Raw genomic sequence first — 17,403 nt, forward strand, 5'->3', positions numbered from 1 at the left:
GGCTACTCCTCGCTCTCCAGCCGGTCGATATCGGCGTCGGAGAGGCCGAAATGATGGCCGATCTCGTGGATCAGCACGTTCCGCACCAGGCCGAACAGCTCCTCCCCGGTCTCGATCCACTCCAGCAGGATCGGCTCCCGGTAGAGCAGGATCGTGTCCGGCTCCTGCGGCACGTCGAGCACGCTCTTCTGGGTCAGCGGCACGCCGCGATAGAGGCCGGTGAGCTCCCAGGGATTCTCGATCCCCAGCCCCTCCAGCGTCTCGTCATCCGGCGCATCCTCCACCATGATGGCCGTGCCGCGCACCATGTCCCGCAGGACCGCGGGGATGGCGCCGAAGGCCTGTTCGGCCAGTTCCAGGATATCCTCGAGGCTCGGCGGGGTGGTATGGCGCATGCCCTTAGCGGAGGCCGCCACGGCGCCAAGGTCAAGCAGCAAGGAAGGGGAGAGGCCGATGGTCGAGACGCTGGATGCCGCCGCCCGTGCCGCGCTGGCAAGCGAGCTGCCCGACTGGCGCCCCGTGGAGGGGCGGGACGCCATCCACCGCGAATTCCGCTTCCGCGACTTCTCGGAAGCCTGGGGCTTCATGGCCCGCGTCGCCCTGCTGGCCGAGGCGCAGGACCATCACCCGGAATGGTCGAATGTCTGGAACCGGGTCGAGATCCTGCTGACGACGCATGATGCCGGCGGCCTCTCCGCCCGCGACCTCCGCCTGGCCCATGCCATCGACGCGCTGCTGCGGTAGGGTAGCTCCGCGGAGCCTGCTTGAGGCCGGGCCGAGGCGGTACGATCAATCCGCCGCCTGCGGCATCTCCTGGGCCTGGGCCAGCAATTCGGCGAGGCTGGTCCGGCCGAGGTCGTTGAGCATCGAGGCCTCCGCCGCATCGAAGCGCTGCCGCAGCAGGGGCGGGATGCGCTGGCCGAGCGGCTCCGCCTTGGCGTTGGCCCGGTGCACCCGCAGCATCGCCTCCGGTGCCGGATGGATGGCGCGCCAGACATCGCGCAGGCTGATGGCCTCGGCGGAGCGGGTGAGGCTGGCGCCCCCCGGCCCCCGCTGCACGGAGATCAGCCCGGCGCGGGAGAGCTGCCCGGCGATGCGCCGGACCACCACCGGGTTGGTGCCGATGCTGGCGGCTAGGCGTAGGCTGGTCGCGCCACCCGGTGGGTCGCTGGCGACGATGATCAGGATGTGGAGGCCGACGGAGAACCGAGTCGCTATCATGATTTTTCATATAACAGTGCGGCCCAGCCCGGGTCGCCGGGGCACTTTCCATCGTTTCGCTGACGCCGGAGCCGTAATTTTGTGACCATTCTCCCATCAACGCCGGATATCGCCGCGGGATGCACCTTTGCGCCTGCCGAACGCACCGCCGCGGTCTGCCGGGCCGCGCAGCGTTTCTGCGGGCTGCGCGGATGGTCCGTGCTGGGCGAGATGCCGCTGCCGAATGGCCGTCGGGCGGATCTGCTGGCGCTGCTGCCCGATGGGGGCTTCGCCATCCTCGAGGTCAAGTCCTGTGCCCGGGACTTCCTGTCGGACTCAAAATGGCCTGACTACCGGGAGTATTGCGACCGGCTGTTCTTCGCGGTCGATCTCGACTTCCCGCAGGAGCTGCTGCCCGAGGATGCCGGCCTGCTCGTCGCCGATGGGCTGGAGATGGCCCAGCTGCGCGACGCCCCGCCCCATCCGCTGGCACCCGCCCGCCGCCGCGCCCTGCTGCACCGCTTCGCCATGCTGGCCGCCGACCGCCTCTCGGCCCTGACCGACCCGGCCGGCCGCGCCGAGCGCCGCGCCGCCCTCAGGGTCGAGTAGCGGATCAGGCCGGCACGCCCTCCGGGTCCCCGCTACCCGCCCGGTAGCGATGGGTGGAGGAGCCGAAGGCCACCAGCTGCCCCTCGGCATTGAAGACCTCGGTGCGGGCGAAGAAGACATTGCGCCCGCCCGTCACCACCCGCCCCTCGGCGACCAGGCGGCCGCCGATCTGCGCCTGGCCGGTGAAGCGGCAGTCGAGGTCGAGCGTCACCGCCCGCCGTACCCGCCCGGGATGGGGGCAGTAGAGGCCGGAGAAGGCCGCCGCCTGGTCGATCATCGACAGCAGCAGCCCGCCATGCACGATGCCGGAGCGGTTGGCATGGAAGGGCGCGGTCCCGCAGACCAGCCGCGCATAGCCCTCCCGCCATTCCTCCACAGCGATGCCGAGATGCGTGTGGTAGGGCGAGCCCGCCTGGGGGAATTCCGGCTGATCCATCCGGCCCTGGTGCCCGCGCCGTCCCATCCGGTCAAGTATGCCGCGTCAGGCGATCTGCAGCTCCTGCAGCGCCGCCTCCAGCTCCTGGAAGGTCGGCATGGAATGGCTCGGCGCGGTCTTGCGGCCGGCTTCCACCGCCACCTGCGGCGCATTGCCGTGCAGGTGGGCCACGAGGACGGCGCGGATCACCTCGTAGAATTTGCACTCCTCCTCGACCACGCCCTTCAGCCGCGCCGCCATCGGCCCCATCAGGCCATAGGCCAGCAGGATGCCGAGGAAGGTGCCGACCAGCGCGCCGCCGATCATGCTGCCGAGGACGGTGGGCGGCTGGTCGATGCTCGCCATGGTCTTGATGACGCCGAGCACCGCGGCGACGATGCCGAGCGCCGGCAGCGCATCGGCGATGGCCTGCATGGCATGCGCCGCGTGCATCTCCTCGTTCGCCACCTTCTTGAGTTCCCGTGCCATGATGTCCTCGATCTGGTGCGGGTCGTCGGCATTCATGCCGACCATGCGCAGGTAGTCGCAGATCATGGTGGTGGCGACCTTGTCGGCCGCGATCTTGGGGAATTTCTGGGTTCTTCCGCACTTCCCGTGCTGCCGTTCTGCCGTCATGCGGGGTGCATCACGCGGGCACGGAGCAGCGCGAAGCCCGCTCGGCCGTACATGGTGCGCTTGATCATTTTGATGCGGCAGATCTGTCCCTCGGCCGGGCTGGTCGTCCAGGGCAGGCGGAGCGCGGCTTCGACGGCGGTGATGTCTTTCCGTAGCTCCGTGACGAAGGCGGAGAGGTGCGTCCGTTCCGCGGCGGCCAAGACGTCTGCCAAGGTCTCGCCGCTCCTCTTCCGCAGCACGCCTTCAAGCCGCTTCGCTGCGGCGGCGGTTGCTGCCAGTGCGGGCACTTCCTCCAGCAGACGCGCGGTGAAGGCGCGGTCAGGCCGCGACAGGGTCCGGGGCTCGGCCATCAGCAGCCGCGTCACGCGCCGGCCCGAGGGCGGCCGCCATGGTTTGCCGCCAACGGTCCGGGTCGCCCAGGTTCCATTCGGCTCCGTCCTGCGACGCTCCGTTGCCCAGCTGCGGACGACGGCGTCACGTCCTGAGAAGCCCAGCGCCGCCAGCTCCCGCCACAGCCGGGCGGCGTTGTGGCACCCCTCGGCCCAGCGGTGCTCCAGATGGTCGCGGTAGGGATCAAGCACGCTGCCGCGCCGGGGCTGCTGCCAGGACGGCACGGTGCCGGCGCGGAGCCACCGCCGCAGTGTCTTGCGGTCGGCGCCAAGCTGGCGGGAAATCGCGCTTAACGAGGCTCCTGCCGCGTGCAGGCGCGCCGCCTCGTCGAATCGGCCCTGCCGACGCTCGCGTGCCGCGACGATCTGGCGCCCTGCAGCGCCTGGACGGGCGCTGTCAGCCAGGACAGGGGTGCTGGGCACCGCAGGCTGCCGCATTACCTCCCGGGCGACCCGGCGCGCCGCCGCATGGTGGCGCTCGGCTGCGGCATGGACGGCGTCGCCGAGGTTGCGCAACAGGTGCCAGCGGTCGGTGACCTCGACGGCATCGGGTGCACCCTGCCGGACACCATCGGCGTAGACGCCGGCTCGATCGCGGGCGACCACCGTGACGCCAGGGTTGGCTTTCAGCCACGACGCCAGGCTCTCAGCGCTGCGGTCCGGCAGCAGGTCGACAACCCGGTTGCGCTCGAGGTCAACCAGCACCGTCCCGTAGCGGTGACCACGGCGCCAAGCCCATTCATCGACCGCCAGCACCCGCACCGGCGGTCTCACCTGCGGCACAGCGCCAGTACGGCGCGCCAACCGCAGCAGGGTATCGGCGCTGACCGGCATGGCCAGGCGCGCCGCCAGCCGCGAGCCGACCTCGCCGCCGGCGGCCAGGCCCAGATGTCGCTGGAGGTCGTCCAGCCGCCCTGTCCGCCGTGCGGCTGGCAGCGCAGTGTCGGTCAGCCGCTCGGCGAAGGTCAGGCGCGGGCACGCCAGCTCCAGGCACCGGAAGCGCCGGGCTTGAACGCGCAGCTGGACTGGCCGCCCCTGCCAGGGCAGATCGTTGAGGATGCGGTCATACCGGCTATGAACCCGCCAGGACGGCTTGCCGCAGGCCGGGCAGGTTGCCCAGGGCTCACGCGGTGCGACGACGACGGTGAGGAGTTCGTGGGAGGGCAGGATCTGCTGGACCAGCAGCCCTGCCGGGATAAGCGGAAGAAGACGCTTTGACAACAATCAGACTTCAGGGGAGAGGAACGTACCCTCTCTATGTGCTCACTCCGCCCCGGAACGACGACCCGCAGCACGGGAAGTGCGGAAGAACCAATTTCTGGAAGGCGGCGCTGTCCTCCGGCTTCTCGATATGCGGCTCCAGCGCCATGGCGCCCTTCTGCTGGGCGAGCCGGACGAAGAAGTAGAGCAGTGCGAGGAGATCGGAGTACTCGTGCTTGTGGAAGCGTGCGCCCTTGATGATCTTCCCGAAGCCGCCGAGCACGTGCTTGATGTCGTGCATGCTGTTCGACATGACGAAGGAGCCGACGGCGGCGCCGCCGATCATCATCATCTCGTAGGGCAGGGAATGCAGGATGATGCCGAACTTGCCGCCGGCGATGATGTAGCCGCCGAACACCATGGCCAGCAGGAAGACGAAGCCGCCGATCGTCGTCATCGCGCCGCGCTCTCCGGCAGCTGCCGCAGCAGGGTGATGGAGACGCGCCGATTGGCCGGGTTGGCCGGCTCGGCGGGGAGCAGCAGCTCCCGGTCGGCATGGCCGGTGACGCTCTGCAGCCGCGCCTCGGCGATCCCGCCCTCGACCATCAGCCGCCGCACCGCATTGGCCCGCTCGGCCGAGAGCTCCCAGTTGCTGCGCTCGCCGCCGCGGAAGGGGGTCGCATCGGTATGGCCGGCGATGGCGAGGCCGTTCGGCAGCCGCGCGGCGATGCCGACCACCCGTTGCAGCAGCGCCCGGGCACGCTCGTTCGGCGCGGCGCTGCCGGCGGTGAACATCGGCCGCCGCTCGGCATCGAGGATCTGGACCCGCAGCCCCTCCGGCACCTGCTCGACGACGAGCTGCCGCGCCAGCTCGGCCAGGGCCGGGTCGTCCCGCACGGCGGCGCGGATATCCTCGGCGGCCCGCTCGAAGGCGACCTGCTCCCGCCGCGCTAGCTCCTCGCGCAGCTCGGCATCGGGGATGGCGGCCGGGTCGGGCCGCGGCGTGGCGGGCGCCATCTCCGGCGGCGGCGGGGCAGGGGTGTCGCCCTCCTCCTCCTCCAGGTCGAGGACAGGAGGCGCCGGGCCGCGCTCGACCCGCACCGCCCCGCTATCGGAGACCGAGGCGCCATCGGCATGCGGCGTCCGCCCGCCGAAGGGGGCGCCGCTGCCCGAATTCGCCCGGGCCAGCACGTTGTTCGGCGAGAAATAGTCGGCGAGGCCCCGGCGCTGCTCCTCCGAGGTGGCGTTCAGCAGCCACATCAGCAGGAAGAAGGCCATCATGGCCGTGACGAAATCGGCATAGGCGACCTTCCAGGCACCGCCATGATGGCCGTGCTCGCCGCCCTCCTCCTTCCGGATGACGATGGTGACGCCCGCCTGCTTGCCCTTGCCCGCCATGCCTCAGCCGCTCCGCTCGCGGCACTCTCCGGCCATCCCCCTTAATTTCCGCCTAACCCCGCTGCCGCCCGCAATGCAGGCACCCTGCCCCCGCCCTGGGCAGTTCCCTGCCGTGCCGCACCGCAGCATGGCCCCGCACGCTGGCACGGGCCTTGCGTCGGGGTGGGGATGACCGGGACACCACCACCCATGCCCATCCGGGCCCAGACATTGCGACGCCTGCCGCCTGCCGGCGGCGCCGTGCCCGCGCCCGCCGCCGGCCAGGCCGCGGCCCGGGGCGCCGGCCGCATGACGCCGGACGGCCTCCACGCGGCCGCCTGCCCCATCTCCAGCAATCCGGAAGCGTTCGCATGATCCTCTATTTGCTCCGGCGCATCGTCTACGCGATCCCCATCGCGCTGGCGGTCGGCTTTGTCTGCTTCATGCTGGTGCAGATCGCGCCGGGCGACCCGATCAACGCCATCGTCCCGCCCGATGCGCCGGCCGATGTGGTCGAGCAGGTGCGGAAGGATTACGGCCTCGACAAGCCGCTGCCGGTGCAATTCGGCCTCTGGCTTTCGAAGGTCGTGGTCGGCGACCTCGGCCGCTCGCTCGCCACCGGCCGCCCGGTCTGGGCCGATCTCCGCACCGCCATCGGCAACACGCTGATGCTGGCCTTCGCCGCCTCCACCCTCGGCTTCATCCTCGGCTGCATCCTGGGTGGCCTCGCCGGCACCTTCCGCGGCTCGGCCATCGACCGGGGCGCGGTCGGCATCGCGGTCGCCGGCGTCTCCGTGCCGCATTACTGGCTCGGCATGGTGCTGGTCGTGATCTTCTCGGTGCAGCTCAACTGGCTGCCCGCCATGGGCGCCGGCCCCGGCGGCTCCTCCGACTGGGGCTGGGACTGGGACCACATCCAGCATCTGGTGCTGCCGACGATCACCCTCTCGGTCATCCCGATGGGCATCGTCACGCGCACCGTGCGCGGCATCGTCGCCGAGATCATGAACCAGGAATTCATCACCGCGCTGCGCGGCAAGGGCATGACGCGCAGCGGCATCTTCTACCATGTCGTCAAGAACGCCGCGCCCAACGCGCTCGCCATCATGGGCCTGCAGCTCGGCTACCTGATGGGCGGCTCGATCCTGGTCGAGACCGTCTTCTCCTGGCCGGGCACGGGGCTGCTGCTGAACAGCGCCATCTTCCAGCGCGACCTGCCCGTCCTGCAGGGCACCATCCTGGTGCTGGCGATGTTCTTCGTCGCCCTGAACCTGCTGGTCGACCTGATCCAGACCGCCCTCGACCCCCGCATCAAGCGCGCCTGAGGAACCCGTTTCCATGAGCACGGCCACCACCCCGACGGCCGCCGAGGCCGAACTCGCCGTCCAGGCCCGCCAGGCACCCGTCCGCTCCCAGGGCTACTGGGCCGGCGTCTTCAAGCGCGTCAGGCGGGATCCGGTGACGATCGCCTGCGCCGCCATCCTGCTGCTGATGCTGCTGGCAATCGTCTTCGCCCCGCTGCTGGCGCCGCACGAGCCCTATCAGGGCAGCATGATCCGCCGCCTGCGCGGCATCGGCACGCCCAACTACCCGCTCGGCACCGACGAGCTCGGCCGCGACATCGTCACGCGCCTGCTCTATGGCGGCCGCCTCTCCTGGTTCATGGGCATCGTGCCGGTGGTCCTCGCCTTCGTCATCGGCACCACCCTCGGCGTGACGGCCGGCTTCATGGGCGGCAAGGTGAACATGGCGATCATGCGCACCACGGACATCTTCTACGCCTTCCCCTCGGTGCTGCTCGCCGTCGCCATCTCGGGCGCGCTGGGTGCGGGCATCTTCAACGCCATCCTCTCGCTGACGCTGGTCTTCGTCCCCCAGATCATCCGCGTGGCGGAGAGCGTGACGCAGGGGGTGCGGAACCTCGACTTCGTCGATGCGGCGCGGGCCTCCGGCGCCTCGGGCTTCACCATCGTCCGCGTGCATGTGCTGGGCAATGTCCTCGGCCCGATCTTCGTCTATGCCACGGGCCTCATCAGCGTCTGCATGATCCTCTCCTCCGGCCTCAGCTTCCTCGGCCTCGGCACCAAGCCGCCGGAGCCGGAATGGGGGCTGATGCTGAACACGCTGCGCACCGCCATCTATGTCCAGCCCTGGGTCGCCGTCCTGCCCGGCGCCTGCATCTTCGTCACCTCCATCTGCTTCAACCTGCTCAGCGACGGGCTGCGCCAGGCGATGGACGTGAAGGGCTGAGCCTCGCCCCGGCGGGGGCTTCCTCAGGCCGGCGGCGCGGGGATCCCGTCCGCGCCGAAGGCCTCGGTCATGGCCCTGGCCACATGCATCACCACCGGGTCGCCGCTGCGCCGGTCATGCCAGGCGAGGTCGAGCCGGAAGCCCTCGACCGGCAGGGGCGTGGGCCGGAGCGTGAGCGCCGCCCCGTCGGGGACGCAGCGCGTCGGCAGCATGGCGATCAGGTCCGACCCGGCCAGCAGGGGCGGCACCATGAGGAAGCTCGGGACCACGACCCCGACCCGGCGTGCCAGGCCACGCGCCGCCAGCACGGCATCCAGCGGCGTCTCCATCCCGCCATGGCCGGAGACGACGACATGGGGGAAGTCCAGCCAGCGGGCGAGGCCGAAATCGGCCGCCGCCGGATGGCCGGGGCGCATGGCGACGCAGTAGCTCTCCTCCAGCAGGCGCCGCTGGCGGAGCGGCGGATCCAGCGGCGGCAGGACCGAGGCCACCAGATCCGCATCCCCGTGATGCAGCCGGGCCAGGGCGTCCGCCGCGCCGGCCCAGGGCAGCAGCGCGAGGGTGACGCCGGGCGCCGTGACGGCGAGCCGCGCCTGCAGCGCCACCAGCAGGGACGCGGCCGGCGCATCGGCCATCAGCATCCGGACGGTCTGCCGCGCGGTCGTCAGGTCGCGGCCCGGGCGCCGCAGCACCTCCTGCAAGCCCGCCAGCGCCTCCCGCAGCGGCGCCCGCAAGGTCCCGGCCAGCGGAGTGAGGCGCAGGCCGCCGCGCCCTCGCTCGAGCAGCGGATCACCGAAGAGGTGGCGCAGCCGGTCCAGCGCATTCGAGGCCGCGGGCTGCGACAGGCCGAGGCGCCGCGCCGCGCGGGTGACATGCGCCTCCTCCAGCAAGGCATGCAGGACGACGAGGAGGTTCAGGTCGACCCCACGCAAACCATTCACCGGATCCATGATGGCCCATACCAATCATCCGTTGGATCGATACCAGACCCCGCCCCATCCTCCCTGGCAACAGCCAAGGAGCGACATCGTGACCGAGACCCTGATCCTGCTCTCCCATCCCGACTACGCCACTTCGCGCGCCAACCGGGCGCTGGTAGGGGCGGTTGCCACGCTGCCGGGGGTGGAGGTGGCGCATCTGGAGGCGCTCTGTCCCGATGGCCGGTTCGACCTGGAGGCGGAGGTGGCGCGGCTGCTGGCGGCCCGCCGCATCGTCCTGCAATTCCCGGTGCAGTGGTACTCCACCCCGCCGCTGCTCAAGGCCTGGCAGGACGCGGTGCTGACCCGGATGTTCTACGTCAAGGCCGAAGCCGAGGGTGCCCGCCTGGCTGGCCGACCGCTGCTGGTCGCGGCCACGGCCGGCAACCGGCCCGAGGCGTACAGCGCGGCAGGGGTGAACCTCTACCCCCTGCCGGAGCTGCTGCGTCCCCTGCACGCGACCGCCCATCGCTGCGGACTGGCATGGCAGGCGCCCTTCCTGCTCTTCAACGCCAAGGCGGCCTCGGACGGCGAGCTGGCGAGCGCCGGCGCGGCCTACCGGGAGCGGCTTCTTGCGCTCGGCCAGGAATGATCGGCTGGCGGGTCCCGGCACCATCCCCAACCAGCTTGTTTCGGTGAAATATAGATAAACTTCTATATCATCTACTTGTCTAGGTGTCTAACCAAGCACAGCCTCCCGGCATGGACGCCCCAGCCGCCGATCGCGCCTCGCGCGATGCCTCGATCGCCCTCGGCCTGACCCTGCCGACCGATACGGTCCTCTACCTGCTGCTGCCGCTGCACGCCGCCACCTTCGGCGTCACCTTCGCCGAGGCCGGGCTGCTGCTCGCCGCCAACCGGCTGGTCCGCATCCTCGGCTATGGCTGGATCGCCCGCTTCTACGAGCAGCACGGCCCGCGCGCCGCCTGCAGCCTCGCCGTGCTCGGCGCGGCAGCCTCCTCGCTCGGCTATGCGCTGCTGCCCGGACTCTGGTGGCTGCTGGCGGCGCGGCTGGTCTGGGGCCTCTCCTTCGCCGCGCTGAACATCGCCACCCAGGCGCTTGCCACCGCCGAGGCGGGGGGCGCCGCCCGCCGCAGTGGCCGCTCCCGTGCCATCATCGCCACCGGCCCGATGATCGGGCTGGTCGCCGGCGCGCTGATCGCCGAGGCCCGTGGCCCGCATTTCGTCTTCCTGCTGCTCGGCGGCATCGCCCTCCTCGCCCTGCCATTCGCCCTTCGCCTGCCGGGCGGCCATGGGGAAAGGGTCCGCGGCGCCCCGCGCTTCGGCCTGCCGGCGCGGATCGATGTGTGGTCCTTCGTCCAGGGGATGGCGCTGGACGGCGTCTTCGTCCTCGGCCTCTCGGTCCTGGCCGCGTCGGCGCTCGGCGGGCAGGGGCAGGGGGCGGCCCTGGCGGCCGGCCTCGCGCTTGCCCTGCGCTACGCCTCGGAGATCGCCCTTGGCCCGGCCGGCGGCGCGCTGGCGCACCGCTTCGGCGCGATGCGAATGCTGGTGCTGCTCTCCACCACCTCGGCCCTCGCCCTGGCGGCGATCGGCCTTGGCGGCCCTGGCCTCTGGATCGGCGCCCTCTCCGTCGTGCTGCTGCGGGGGCTGCTGCAGCCCCTGCCGGCTCCGGCCGTCGCCGCCCTCAACCCCGGCGCCGACCGCGTTCCGGCCCTTGCCCGCCTCGCCACCTGGCGCGACCTCGGGGCCGGTGCCGGGCCGCTCGCGGCCGGGCTGCTGCTGCCAGTCCTGCCGCCCACCCTGGTCTATGGCCTGACCGGCCTCGCGCTCCTCTGGGCCGGCCTCGCGCTGCCCGGCCCCCGCCTCAGGCCGGAAAGACCCGCGCCCCGAGCACCCTGACGCAGCAGGCCTCGCCTCGCTGCGGCACCCAGCCCTGGGCCGGCAGCGCCTCGAGCAGCATCCCGCCGAGCTCCACCGTCAGCCGCACGCCTCGCCCATCCTGCCGCGCCGCGGCCACGCGCGCCGCTCCGGCCCCCGGCTCCGCCAGCAGGTCGACCGGCCGCAGGAAGGCGACCGCCCGCCCGTCCCGCACGCCCTCGGCCGCCACCGGCGGCAGCGCGGCGAAATGCGCCTGGCCGCCCCGCACCTCGCACGCCACCGGCGCCGCATCGCCGAGAAATCCTGCCACCCCCGCATCCGCCGGCCGTGCCAGCAGCACCTCGGGCGTGTCGAATTGCACCACGCGGCCGTCGCGCATCACCGCCACGCGGTCGGCCAGCTCCAGCGCCTCGTCCTGGTCATGGGTGACGAAGAGGCTCGTCAGCCCCAGCCGGTCGTGCAGGCCGCGCAGCCAAAGCCGCAATTCCTTCCGCACCTTGGCATCCAGCGCGCCGAAGGGCTCGTCGAGCAGCAGCACCCGCGGCTCGATCGCCAGCGCCCGGGCCAGCGCCACACGTTGCCGCTGCCCGCCCGAGAGCTGCTCCGGATAGCGCGCCTCCAGCCCCGGCAGCCGCACCAGCGCCAGCAGCTCCTCCACCCGCCGGGCGATCTCCGCCCGGCCCGGCCGCTGCCGCCGCGGCCGGATGCGCAGGCCGAAGGCGATGTTCTCGAATACGGTCATGTGCCGGAACAGCGCATAATTCTGGAAGACGAAGCCGATCCCCCGTTCCCGCGCCGGGACCTGCGCCATGTCCCGGCCATCGATCAGCACCTCGCCGGCATCGGGGAATTCGAGGCCCGCGAGGCTCCGCAGCAGCGTCGTCTTGCCGCTGCCCGAGGGGCCGAGCAGCGCGACGAATTCGCCCTGGCCGACCGCGAGCGCCACCCCATCCAGCGCCGCCACCCCGCCGTAGCGCCGCATGAGCCCCCGGACCTCGATCGTCATGCGCTCTCCAGCCGCCGCCCACCCATCCGCTCCAGCACCGCCTTGGCGCCGAGCGTCACCAGCGCCAGCAGGGCGAGCAGCGCCGCCACCGCGAAGGCGCCGACGAATTGATACTCGTTGTAGAGGATCTCGACATGCAGCGGCATGGTGTTGGTCTCCCCCCGCACATGGCCGGAGACCACCGAGACGGCGCCGAACTCCCCCATCGCCCGGGCATTGCAGAGCAGCACGCCCGACAGCAGCGCCCAGCGGATATTCGGCAGCGTCACCCGCCGGAAGATCTGCCAGCCGCTGGCCCCGAGCGTCGCCGCCGCCTCCGCCTCCGCGCGCCCCTGCGCCTGCATCAGGGGGATCAGCGTGCGCGCGACGAAGGGGAAGGTGACGAAGATCGTCGCCAGGACGAGGCCGGGCAGGGCGAAGATCACCTGCAGGCCGCGAGTCTCCAGCCAGGGCCCGAGCCAGCCCTGCGCACCGAAGACCAGCACATAGACGAGGCCCGAGATCACCGGCGAGACGGAGAAGGGCAGCTCGATCAGCACCGTCAGCAGCCGCCGGCCGGGGAAGTCGAATTGCGCGATCGCCCAGGCCGCCGCCACGCCGCCCACGAGGTTCACCGGCACCGCGATCGCCGCCACCAGCAGGGTGAGCCCGATCGCCGCCACCGCATCCGGATCCTCCAGCGCCGCCAGTGCCGGGCCGATGCCGCGCCGCAGCGCCTCGGTGAAGACCGCGGCCAGCGGCAAGGCGAGGAAGAGGGCGAGCAGCCCCACCGCCGCCAGGCAGAGCAGCCAGCGCAGCCAGGCGGGCTCCTCCGTGGCCCTCCTCATGCCATGCCCCGGCGGAGCCACCGTTGCACCAAGCCAAAGGCCAGCAGCAGGGCGAAGGAGAGCAGCAGCATGGCCAGCCCCAGCGCCGCCGCGCCGGCGTAATCGTACTGCTCTAGCCGCGCGACGATCAGCAGCGGCGCGATCTCGCTCTCCATCGGACGGTTGCCGGCGATGAAGATCACGCTGCCATATTCCCCGACCGCCCGGGCGAAGGCGAGCGCCAGGCCGGAGGCGAGCGCGGGCCCCAGCGCCGGCAGCACCACAAGCCGCCAGGCCTGCCAGCGCGTGGCACCCAGCGTCGCCGCCGCCTCCTCCGCCTCGGGCCCAAGGTCGCGCAGCACCGGCTCCACCATCCGCACGATGAAGGGCAGGCCGACAAAGGCCAGCGCCACCACCACGCCGAGCGGGGTGAAGGCCACCGTCACGCCCATCGCCGCCAGCGGCGCGCCGAGCCAGCCATTCGGCGCGTAGAGGGCGGTCAGCGCCAGCCCCGCCACCGCGGTCGGCAGGGCGAAGGGCAGGTCGATCGCCGCATCCAGCAACCGCCGTCCCGGGAAGCGGTAGCGCACCACTACCCAGGCGACGAGCAGGCCAAGCGGCAGGTCCACCAGCGCCGCCAGCAGCGCCGCGCCGAAGGAAAGCCGCAGCGAGGCCAGCACGCGCGGCTCCGTCACGCTCGCCCAGACCCCGGCCAGCCCCAGTTCCCAGGGCCGGATCGCCAGCGCCGAGAGCGGCACCAGCACGATCAGCCCGAGCCAGAGCCAGGTGATCCCGAGGGTGAGGCCAAGGCCCGGCAGCGCATCCCGCCGCCGCATCAGCGTCCCGGCTGGTAGAGGCGGTCGAAGCTGCCGCCATCGGCGAAATGCGCCCGCTGCGCCTCCGCCCAGCCGCCGAAAGCCTCGTCCACCGTCACCATCGGCAGCTCGGGGAAGCGCAGGGCCGCCCCCGCCAGCGCCGCCTTGTCCCGCGGCCGGTAGAAATGCTTCGCCGCCAGCGCCTGCGCCTCGGGCGAATAGAGATGCCGGAGATAGGCCTCCGCCACCGCCCGCGTCCCCCGCCGGTCCACATTGCGGTCGATGACCGCGACCGGGGGCTCGGCCAGTATGGACAGGCTCGGCACCACGATCTCGAACCCGCCCTCGCCGAATTCCGCGAAGGCCAGATGCGCCTCGTTCTCCCAAGCCAGCAGCACGTCGCCCTGGGCGCGCTGGACGAAGCTGGTGGTCGCGCCGCGCGCCCCGGTATCGAGCACCGGCACGTTGCGCAGCAGCCGGCCGAGAAACTCCGCCGCCGTTGCCTCGGACCCGCCCGGCTGCCGCCGCGCCCAGGCCCAGGCCGCCAGGTAGTTCCACCGCGCCCCGCCGGAGGTCTTGGGGTTCGGGGTGACGACGCCGATGCCGGGCCGCACCAGGTCGCCCCAGTCCTGGATACCCTTCGGATTTCCCTTCCGCACCAGGAAGACGATGGTGCTCGTATAGGGCGCGCTGTTCTCCGGCAGACGCCGCTGCCAGTCGGGCGCGATCAGCCCGCGCTCGGCGATGGCGTCGATGTCATAGGCCAGGGCCAGCGTCACCACATCCGCCGCCAGCCCGTCGATCACCGCCCGCGCCTGCCGGCCCGAGCCGCCATGGGAGGTGCTGATCCGCACCGCCGCGCCCGACCGCTCCCGCCAATGGGCGGCGAAGGCGGCGTTGTAGGCCCGGTAGAACTCGCGGGTGGGGTCGTAGCTCACATTGAGCAACTGGCCGGCACCCTGCGCCCGGGCGCTGGTGGACGCCCCGACCAATCCGAGAGCGAGGCCGGGCAGGGCCCGGCGTCCGAGGGCAAGCGTCATCGCAGCCTCCAGGGAGCGTCGTGACGCCGATGATTAACAATTCCCGATCGGTAAATTCAATCGCCATCTGCCGGGATGAACGCCTGATCGTGACGGAACCAAGCTTGCGCTCCAGCGTGCAAAGTTCATTATAGTCATCCTGAATCGTGAATAACGGTTAAAACCATCGGGAAGGCATGTGAAATGCGGCGGCAGCAAGGGCCGAAAGCCACACGGGACCGCTGTCGAGGCTGACCCTCCTCGACATCCATGATCCTCGCCTCGGAGCCCGCCATGCAGATCCAGTCCCTCCACCCTGCCTTCGCCGCCGAGGTCACCGGCCTCGACCTCGCCGCCCCGCTCGATGCCCCGACGATCGAGGTGCTGCACGATGCCTTCCTCGAGCATGCGGTGCTGCTCTTCCGCGGCCAGCGCCTGAGCCCCGCCGCCCAGTCCCGCTTTGCCGAGGCGCTGGCCGCCATCGAGGCACCGTTGCTAGACCGGCGCAGCATGCTGCTGCCGCCCGCGCTCCGCGTCGTCGCCGGCATCCCGGAGGGCGAGGCGCCTCCCGGCGCCGCCTGGCATGCCGACCACACGCATGAGGCGGAGCCGAGCCTCGCCTGCATCGCCCATGCCCCGGCGGCCGAGGCGAGCGGGATCGCCTTCGCCGACCAGCGCGCCGCGCTCGCCCTGCTGCCCGCCCCGCTCCGGCGCCGGGTGGAGGAGCTGCGCGCGGAGCACGCCCATCAAGGGCATCTGGCCGAGCATCCGGTGGTCCGCAGCCATCCGGTGACGGGGGAGGGGGCCCTCTTCGTCAACCCGGCCTTCACCCGCCGCATCCTGAACCTGCCGGCCGGCGAGAGCAGCCGGCTGCTCGCCGCCCTTTTCGCCGCGGCGACCGCGCCCGCCGTCACCTGGCGCCATGCCTGGCAGCCGGGCGACCTGATCCTCTGGGACAACCGCGCGGTGCTGCATACGGGCGCCCCGGCGGATGCGCTGCAACGGGTACGGATCGAGGGCGACCGCCCGCTCGGCCTCGGCGCGCTGGAGATGCCCTGGGTCGTCGCCGGCTAGAGCCGCATCCGTCCGCACTGGCTCACGGCCACCGGACCAACCCCTGGCTTGCTCTGGCAGGGTGCGGGCCATGGCAGGCTGGGGACGGCCGCCCGCTCACACCCCCACCAAGGGCTGGAAGGCCCCTGTGGTCCCCTGCGCTATGCTGTTGGCCAGCGACGCCGGTACGACCCTATCCGCATGCGCGGGCCGCTCGCGCCCGCGCGGCGACACACTCATCGGCATCGCTCTCGAGCATCTCCAGAAGCGGGTCGGTCGCGGTGACGTAGGAGGCGCCCTCCTGCCGGATGGCCTCGATCGCCGCGCAGGCACCGAGCCGGTGGCCCGCCTCCTGCTGCAGGGCATCTTCGGCAAGCCAAGCTACCCGCTCGGCCGGAGACAGGGCCCTGACCTCGGCGCCATCCAGGACGTGGCGCCTATGGGGGGGAAGCGCGAGGAAATCGGCGACCGCCCCCTCCTGGAGGTCCCCGGCGCCGCGCGGCACGAGCACCCTCCCGCGCTGCAGGAACAGGTCGTAGCCCAGCGCCGCCAGGTGCCGCTTGCATTGCTTCGAGACCTGACTCCCGCCGGCATCCGCGGCCTCGATCGACTCGAACACGATGGCCGGGCGGCAGCCTTCGATCAGGCCGGCTGCGCCACGCAGCGCCTCCATCTCATGCCCTTCGACATCGAGCTTCACCACCAGGGGTTCGGCCATGAAATCCGGCATGCTCAGGCGCACCATCTCCATGATCGTATCGAGACGCATGGCCGCGGCGACACTCGAACCGGTGCCGACCGCGCCCCAGGCCTCGGTCCCGCCATAGTGCAGCACCCCATCCTCCGCGGATGCCGCGGCCTGCACCACGCGGAGATTCGTTGCCCCATTCGCCAGGCAGGCGAGATGCAGCTTCAGCGCATTGGCCGGCAGCATCTCGACCGCCACGACCGGATGGCCATCCGCGGCGATCGGCAGCGAGATGGCGCCGATATTGGCCCCTACATCCAGCAGGCTGCCCCCTTCCGCGAGCAGCATTCGCAGCAGCCAGAGCACATCCTCGGTGCCCCAACTGCTCCCCGCCATGAGGCCGGCCTCGTAGGCACCCGGAGGCTCCGAGCGGACCAGGGTCACGGCCGGGCCGCACTCCCTTTGCAACTCCAGCAGCGCCAGGGACGAGGGGAGCGAGAGCATCGGTTCGCGGCGCCCGGGCAGGTCCGTGCTGACCTTCGGCATGGCATCGAGGCTATCCACGCGCAGCCGAAGGCGCGTCAGCTCCTCCTGGATGGAAGCAGTCGCATCCTCGACCTCCGCACGCACGGCAGCGAGGACACGGGGAGCCAGGCGCGCCGCAAGGCCCGGCGCCAGGCGGCGCCATAATGGCTTCAGCATATTGGGCTGCGCTCCTCGGTGAACTGTCAATGCGCACCGAAGGTATACAAAACCTTGCCCGGGAGCACGCATGAGGGGACGCTGCGGCCATGGGCAGGCCTGCCATGCTGGTCCCCTCGGGGCTGGGTGGCTGTGGTGTCCTCGCCGGAGACCAGGCCCGGACGATCCAACAGCCGGTGAGGGCACCATCCGCGCTCCGGCGATCCTGGATCGCGCTCCGGGTCGAAGCCGGTCTCCGGCGGCCGCTTGCCATCCCGCAGCGCCCTGCCTTGCAGCCGAGACTAGGGGCGTGATATAGGACTTTTAGCCCAATTCCGGATTTTGCCCGAATGGCAGGGCACCTCCGCCTCAATCCCTCAAACGCTCAATTCCGGCACAAGGATCGAAGAATTTCAGAGGCTTGGCGGATGCCGCTTCAAGCG

The 17,403-nt window shown here is 71.4% G+C and carries 19 protein-coding genes and 1 pseudogene; 7 read left to right on the top strand and 13 right to left on the bottom strand.

The window, feature by feature from the left end; genetic code table 11:
• Positions 1-2 precede the first annotated feature (2 nt).
• Complete coding sequence (locus BLR02_RS06545) at positions 3-395, bottom strand: metallopeptidase family protein (protein ID WP_090564800.1); 393 nt, start codon at positions 393-395, stop codon at positions 3-5.
• Between the two features lie 58 nt (positions 396-453).
• Between BLR02_RS06545 and BLR02_RS06550 the strand changes: the two genes are divergently transcribed.
• Positions 454-744: a 4a-hydroxytetrahydrobiopterin dehydratase gene (locus tag BLR02_RS06550; protein WP_090661779.1), complete on the top strand. Its 291-nt coding sequence runs from the start codon at positions 454-456 to the stop codon at positions 742-744.
• A 45-nt stretch (positions 745-789) separates the two neighbouring features.
• Here BLR02_RS06550 and BLR02_RS06555 read toward each other — a convergent pair whose 3' ends face one another.
• A complete protein-coding gene (locus tag BLR02_RS06555; protein WP_090564796.1) occupies positions 790-1,221 on the bottom strand; it encodes an Rrf2 family transcriptional regulator in 432 nt (143 codons plus the stop codon).
• 81 nt (positions 1,222-1,302) lie between these two features.
• On the opposite strand from BLR02_RS06555, the gene BLR02_RS06560 reads away from it, so the two are divergent.
• Positions 1,303-1,809, top strand: coding sequence for an MmcB family DNA repair protein (locus BLR02_RS06560; protein ID WP_245704655.1), 507 nt, complete (start codon positions 1,303-1,305; stop codon positions 1,807-1,809).
• A 4-nt stretch (positions 1,810-1,813) separates the two neighbouring features.
• On the opposite strand, the gene BLR02_RS06565 is transcribed toward BLR02_RS06560, so the two are convergent.
• The 5 genes and pseudogenes from BLR02_RS06565 to BLR02_RS06585 form a co-directional block, all read right to left on the bottom strand.
• Positions 1,814-2,272: a PaaI family thioesterase gene (locus tag BLR02_RS06565; RefSeq protein WP_245704656.1), complete on the bottom strand. Its 459-nt coding sequence runs from the start codon at positions 2,270-2,272 to the stop codon at positions 1,814-1,816.
• An 18-nt stretch (positions 2,273-2,290) separates the two neighbouring features.
• Positions 2,291-2,815, bottom strand: a pseudogene (locus BLR02_RS06570) (MotA/TolQ/ExbB proton channel family protein); the annotation flags it as partial.
• A 41-nt stretch (positions 2,816-2,856) separates the two neighbouring features.
• Positions 2,857-4,470, bottom strand: a complete 1,614-nt coding sequence (locus BLR02_RS06575) for an ISL3 family transposase (protein WP_245704657.1) — start codon at positions 4,468-4,470, stop codon at positions 2,857-2,859.
• 34 nt (positions 4,471-4,504) lie between these two features.
• Positions 4,505-4,906: a motility-associated protein gene (locus BLR02_RS06580; protein ID WP_090661785.1), complete on the bottom strand. Its 402-nt coding sequence runs from the start codon at positions 4,904-4,906 to the stop codon at positions 4,505-4,507.
• Positions 4,903-5,847, bottom strand: coding sequence for a flagellar motor protein MotB (locus tag BLR02_RS06585; protein ID WP_090564789.1), 945 nt, complete (start codon positions 5,845-5,847; stop codon positions 4,903-4,905). The genes BLR02_RS06580 and BLR02_RS06585 overlap by 4 nt, the downstream gene beginning before the upstream one ends.
• Before the next feature lie 350 nt (positions 5,848-6,197).
• Between BLR02_RS06585 and BLR02_RS06590 the strand changes: the two genes are divergently transcribed.
• Positions 6,198-7,151 (top strand): ABC transporter permease, encoded by a 954-nt coding sequence (locus BLR02_RS06590; RefSeq protein WP_090564788.1) that lies wholly within the window; start codon positions 6,198-6,200, stop codon positions 7,149-7,151.
• A 13-nt stretch (positions 7,152-7,164) separates the two neighbouring features.
• Positions 7,165-8,076, top strand: coding sequence for an ABC transporter permease (locus BLR02_RS06595; protein ID WP_090661788.1), 912 nt, complete (start codon positions 7,165-7,167; stop codon positions 8,074-8,076).
• 23 nt (positions 8,077-8,099) lie between these two features.
• On the opposite strand, the gene BLR02_RS06600 is transcribed toward BLR02_RS06595, so the two are convergent.
• Positions 8,100-9,017 (bottom strand): LysR family transcriptional regulator, encoded by a 918-nt coding sequence (locus BLR02_RS06600; protein WP_245704658.1) that lies wholly within the window; start codon positions 9,015-9,017, stop codon positions 8,100-8,102.
• An 88-nt stretch (positions 9,018-9,105) separates the two neighbouring features.
• On the opposite strand from BLR02_RS06600, the gene BLR02_RS06605 reads away from it, so the two are divergent.
• Together BLR02_RS06605 and BLR02_RS06610 are read left to right on the top strand one after the other, a co-directional pair.
• A complete protein-coding gene (locus BLR02_RS06605; RefSeq protein WP_090661791.1) occupies positions 9,106-9,645 on the top strand; it encodes an NAD(P)H-dependent oxidoreductase in 540 nt (179 codons plus the stop codon).
• A 110-nt stretch (positions 9,646-9,755) separates the two neighbouring features.
• Positions 9,756-10,913: an MFS transporter gene (locus tag BLR02_RS06610; protein WP_090661794.1), complete on the top strand. Its 1,158-nt coding sequence runs from the start codon at positions 9,756-9,758 to the stop codon at positions 10,911-10,913.
• On the opposite strand, the gene BLR02_RS06615 is transcribed toward BLR02_RS06610, so the two are convergent.
• The 4 genes from BLR02_RS06615 to BLR02_RS06630 are packed head-to-tail and all read right to left on the bottom strand — an operon-like array spanning position 10,879 to position 14,559.
• Positions 10,879-11,898 (bottom strand): sulfate/molybdate ABC transporter ATP-binding protein, encoded by a 1,020-nt coding sequence (locus BLR02_RS06615; protein WP_090661797.1) that lies wholly within the window; start codon positions 11,896-11,898, stop codon positions 10,879-10,881. The two genes, BLR02_RS06610 and BLR02_RS06615, sit on opposite strands and share 35 nt — an antisense overlap.
• Positions 11,895-12,725, bottom strand: a complete 831-nt coding sequence (gene cysW / locus BLR02_RS06620) for a sulfate ABC transporter permease subunit CysW (protein ID WP_090661800.1) — start codon at positions 12,723-12,725, stop codon at positions 11,895-11,897. The genes BLR02_RS06615 and cysW overlap by 4 nt, the downstream gene beginning before the upstream one ends.
• Positions 12,722-13,540 carry a sulfate ABC transporter permease subunit CysT gene (gene cysT, locus BLR02_RS06625; RefSeq protein WP_090661803.1) on the bottom strand — a complete coding sequence of 273 codons (819 nt, stop codon included), beginning with the start codon at positions 13,538-13,540 and terminating at the stop codon, positions 12,722-12,724. Before cysT ends, cysW begins: the two co-directional genes overlap by 4 nt.
• Positions 13,540-14,559, bottom strand: a complete 1,020-nt coding sequence (locus BLR02_RS06630; RefSeq protein WP_090661806.1) for a sulfate ABC transporter substrate-binding protein — start codon at positions 14,557-14,559, stop codon at positions 13,540-13,542. The genes cysT and BLR02_RS06630 overlap by 1 nt, the downstream gene beginning before the upstream one ends.
• Positions 14,560-14,808: 249 nt before the next feature.
• On the opposite strand from BLR02_RS06630, the gene BLR02_RS06635 reads away from it, so the two are divergent.
• Positions 14,809-15,612, top strand: coding sequence for a TauD/TfdA dioxygenase family protein (locus BLR02_RS06635; RefSeq protein ID WP_090661810.1), 804 nt, complete (start codon positions 14,809-14,811; stop codon positions 15,610-15,612).
• A gap of 172 nt (positions 15,613-15,784) precedes the next feature.
• Here BLR02_RS06635 and BLR02_RS06640 read toward each other — a convergent pair whose 3' ends face one another.
• Complete coding sequence (locus tag BLR02_RS06640; protein WP_143018053.1) at positions 15,785-16,981, bottom strand: FkbM family methyltransferase; 1,197 nt, start codon at positions 16,979-16,981, stop codon at positions 15,785-15,787.
• Positions 16,982-17,403 lie beyond the last annotated feature (422 nt).

Origin of the sequence: Belnapia rosea (genome assembly GCF_900101615.1) — a bacterium.
Lineage (GTDB): Bacteria > Pseudomonadota > Alphaproteobacteria > Acetobacterales > Acetobacteraceae > Belnapia > Belnapia rosea.

Bases quoted from the DNA above. Each gene is read 5' to 3' on its own strand.
- BLR02_RS06545 (WP_090564800.1), bottom strand. From the start codon at position 395: ATGCGCCATACCACCCCGCCGAGCCTCGAGGATATCCTGGAACTGGCC.
- BLR02_RS06550 (WP_090661779.1), top strand. From the start codon at position 454: ATGGTCGAGACGCTGGATGCCGCCGCCCGTGCCGCGCTGGCAAGCGAG.
- BLR02_RS06555 (WP_090564796.1), bottom strand. From the start codon at position 1,221: ATGATAGCGACTCGGTTCTCCGTCGGCCTCCACATCCTGATCATCGTC.
- BLR02_RS06565 (WP_245704656.1), bottom strand. From the start codon at position 2,272: ATGGGACGGCGCGGGCACCAGGGCCGGATGGATCAGCCGGAATTCCCC.
- BLR02_RS06580 (WP_090661785.1), bottom strand. From the start codon at position 4,906: ATGACGACGATCGGCGGCTTCGTCTTCCTGCTGGCCATGGTGTTCGGC.
- BLR02_RS06585 (WP_090564789.1), bottom strand. From the start codon at position 5,847: ATGGCGGGCAAGGGCAAGCAGGCGGGCGTCACCATCGTCATCCGGAAG.
- BLR02_RS06590 (WP_090564788.1), top strand. From the start codon at position 6,198: ATGATCCTCTATTTGCTCCGGCGCATCGTCTACGCGATCCCCATCGCG.
- BLR02_RS06595 (WP_090661788.1), top strand. From the start codon at position 7,165: ATGAGCACGGCCACCACCCCGACGGCCGCCGAGGCCGAACTCGCCGTC.
- BLR02_RS06610 (WP_090661794.1), top strand. From the start codon at position 9,756: ATGGACGCCCCAGCCGCCGATCGCGCCTCGCGCGATGCCTCGATCGCC.
- BLR02_RS06615 (WP_090661797.1), bottom strand. From the start codon at position 11,898: ATGACGATCGAGGTCCGGGGGCTCATGCGGCGCTACGGCGGGGTGGCG.
- cysW (WP_090661800.1), bottom strand. From the start codon at position 12,725: ATGAGGAGGGCCACGGAGGAGCCCGCCTGGCTGCGCTGGCTGCTCTGC.
- cysT (WP_090661803.1), bottom strand. From the start codon at position 13,540: ATGCGGCGGCGGGATGCGCTGCCGGGCCTTGGCCTCACCCTCGGGATC.
- BLR02_RS06630 (WP_090661806.1), bottom strand. From the start codon at position 14,559: ATGACGCTTGCCCTCGGACGCCGGGCCCTGCCCGGCCTCGCTCTCGGA.
- BLR02_RS06635 (WP_090661810.1), top strand. From the start codon at position 14,809: ATGATCCTCGCCTCGGAGCCCGCCATGCAGATCCAGTCCCTCCACCCT.
- BLR02_RS06640 (WP_143018053.1), bottom strand. From the start codon at position 16,981: ATGCTGAAGCCATTATGGCGCCGCCTGGCGCCGGGCCTTGCGGCGCGC.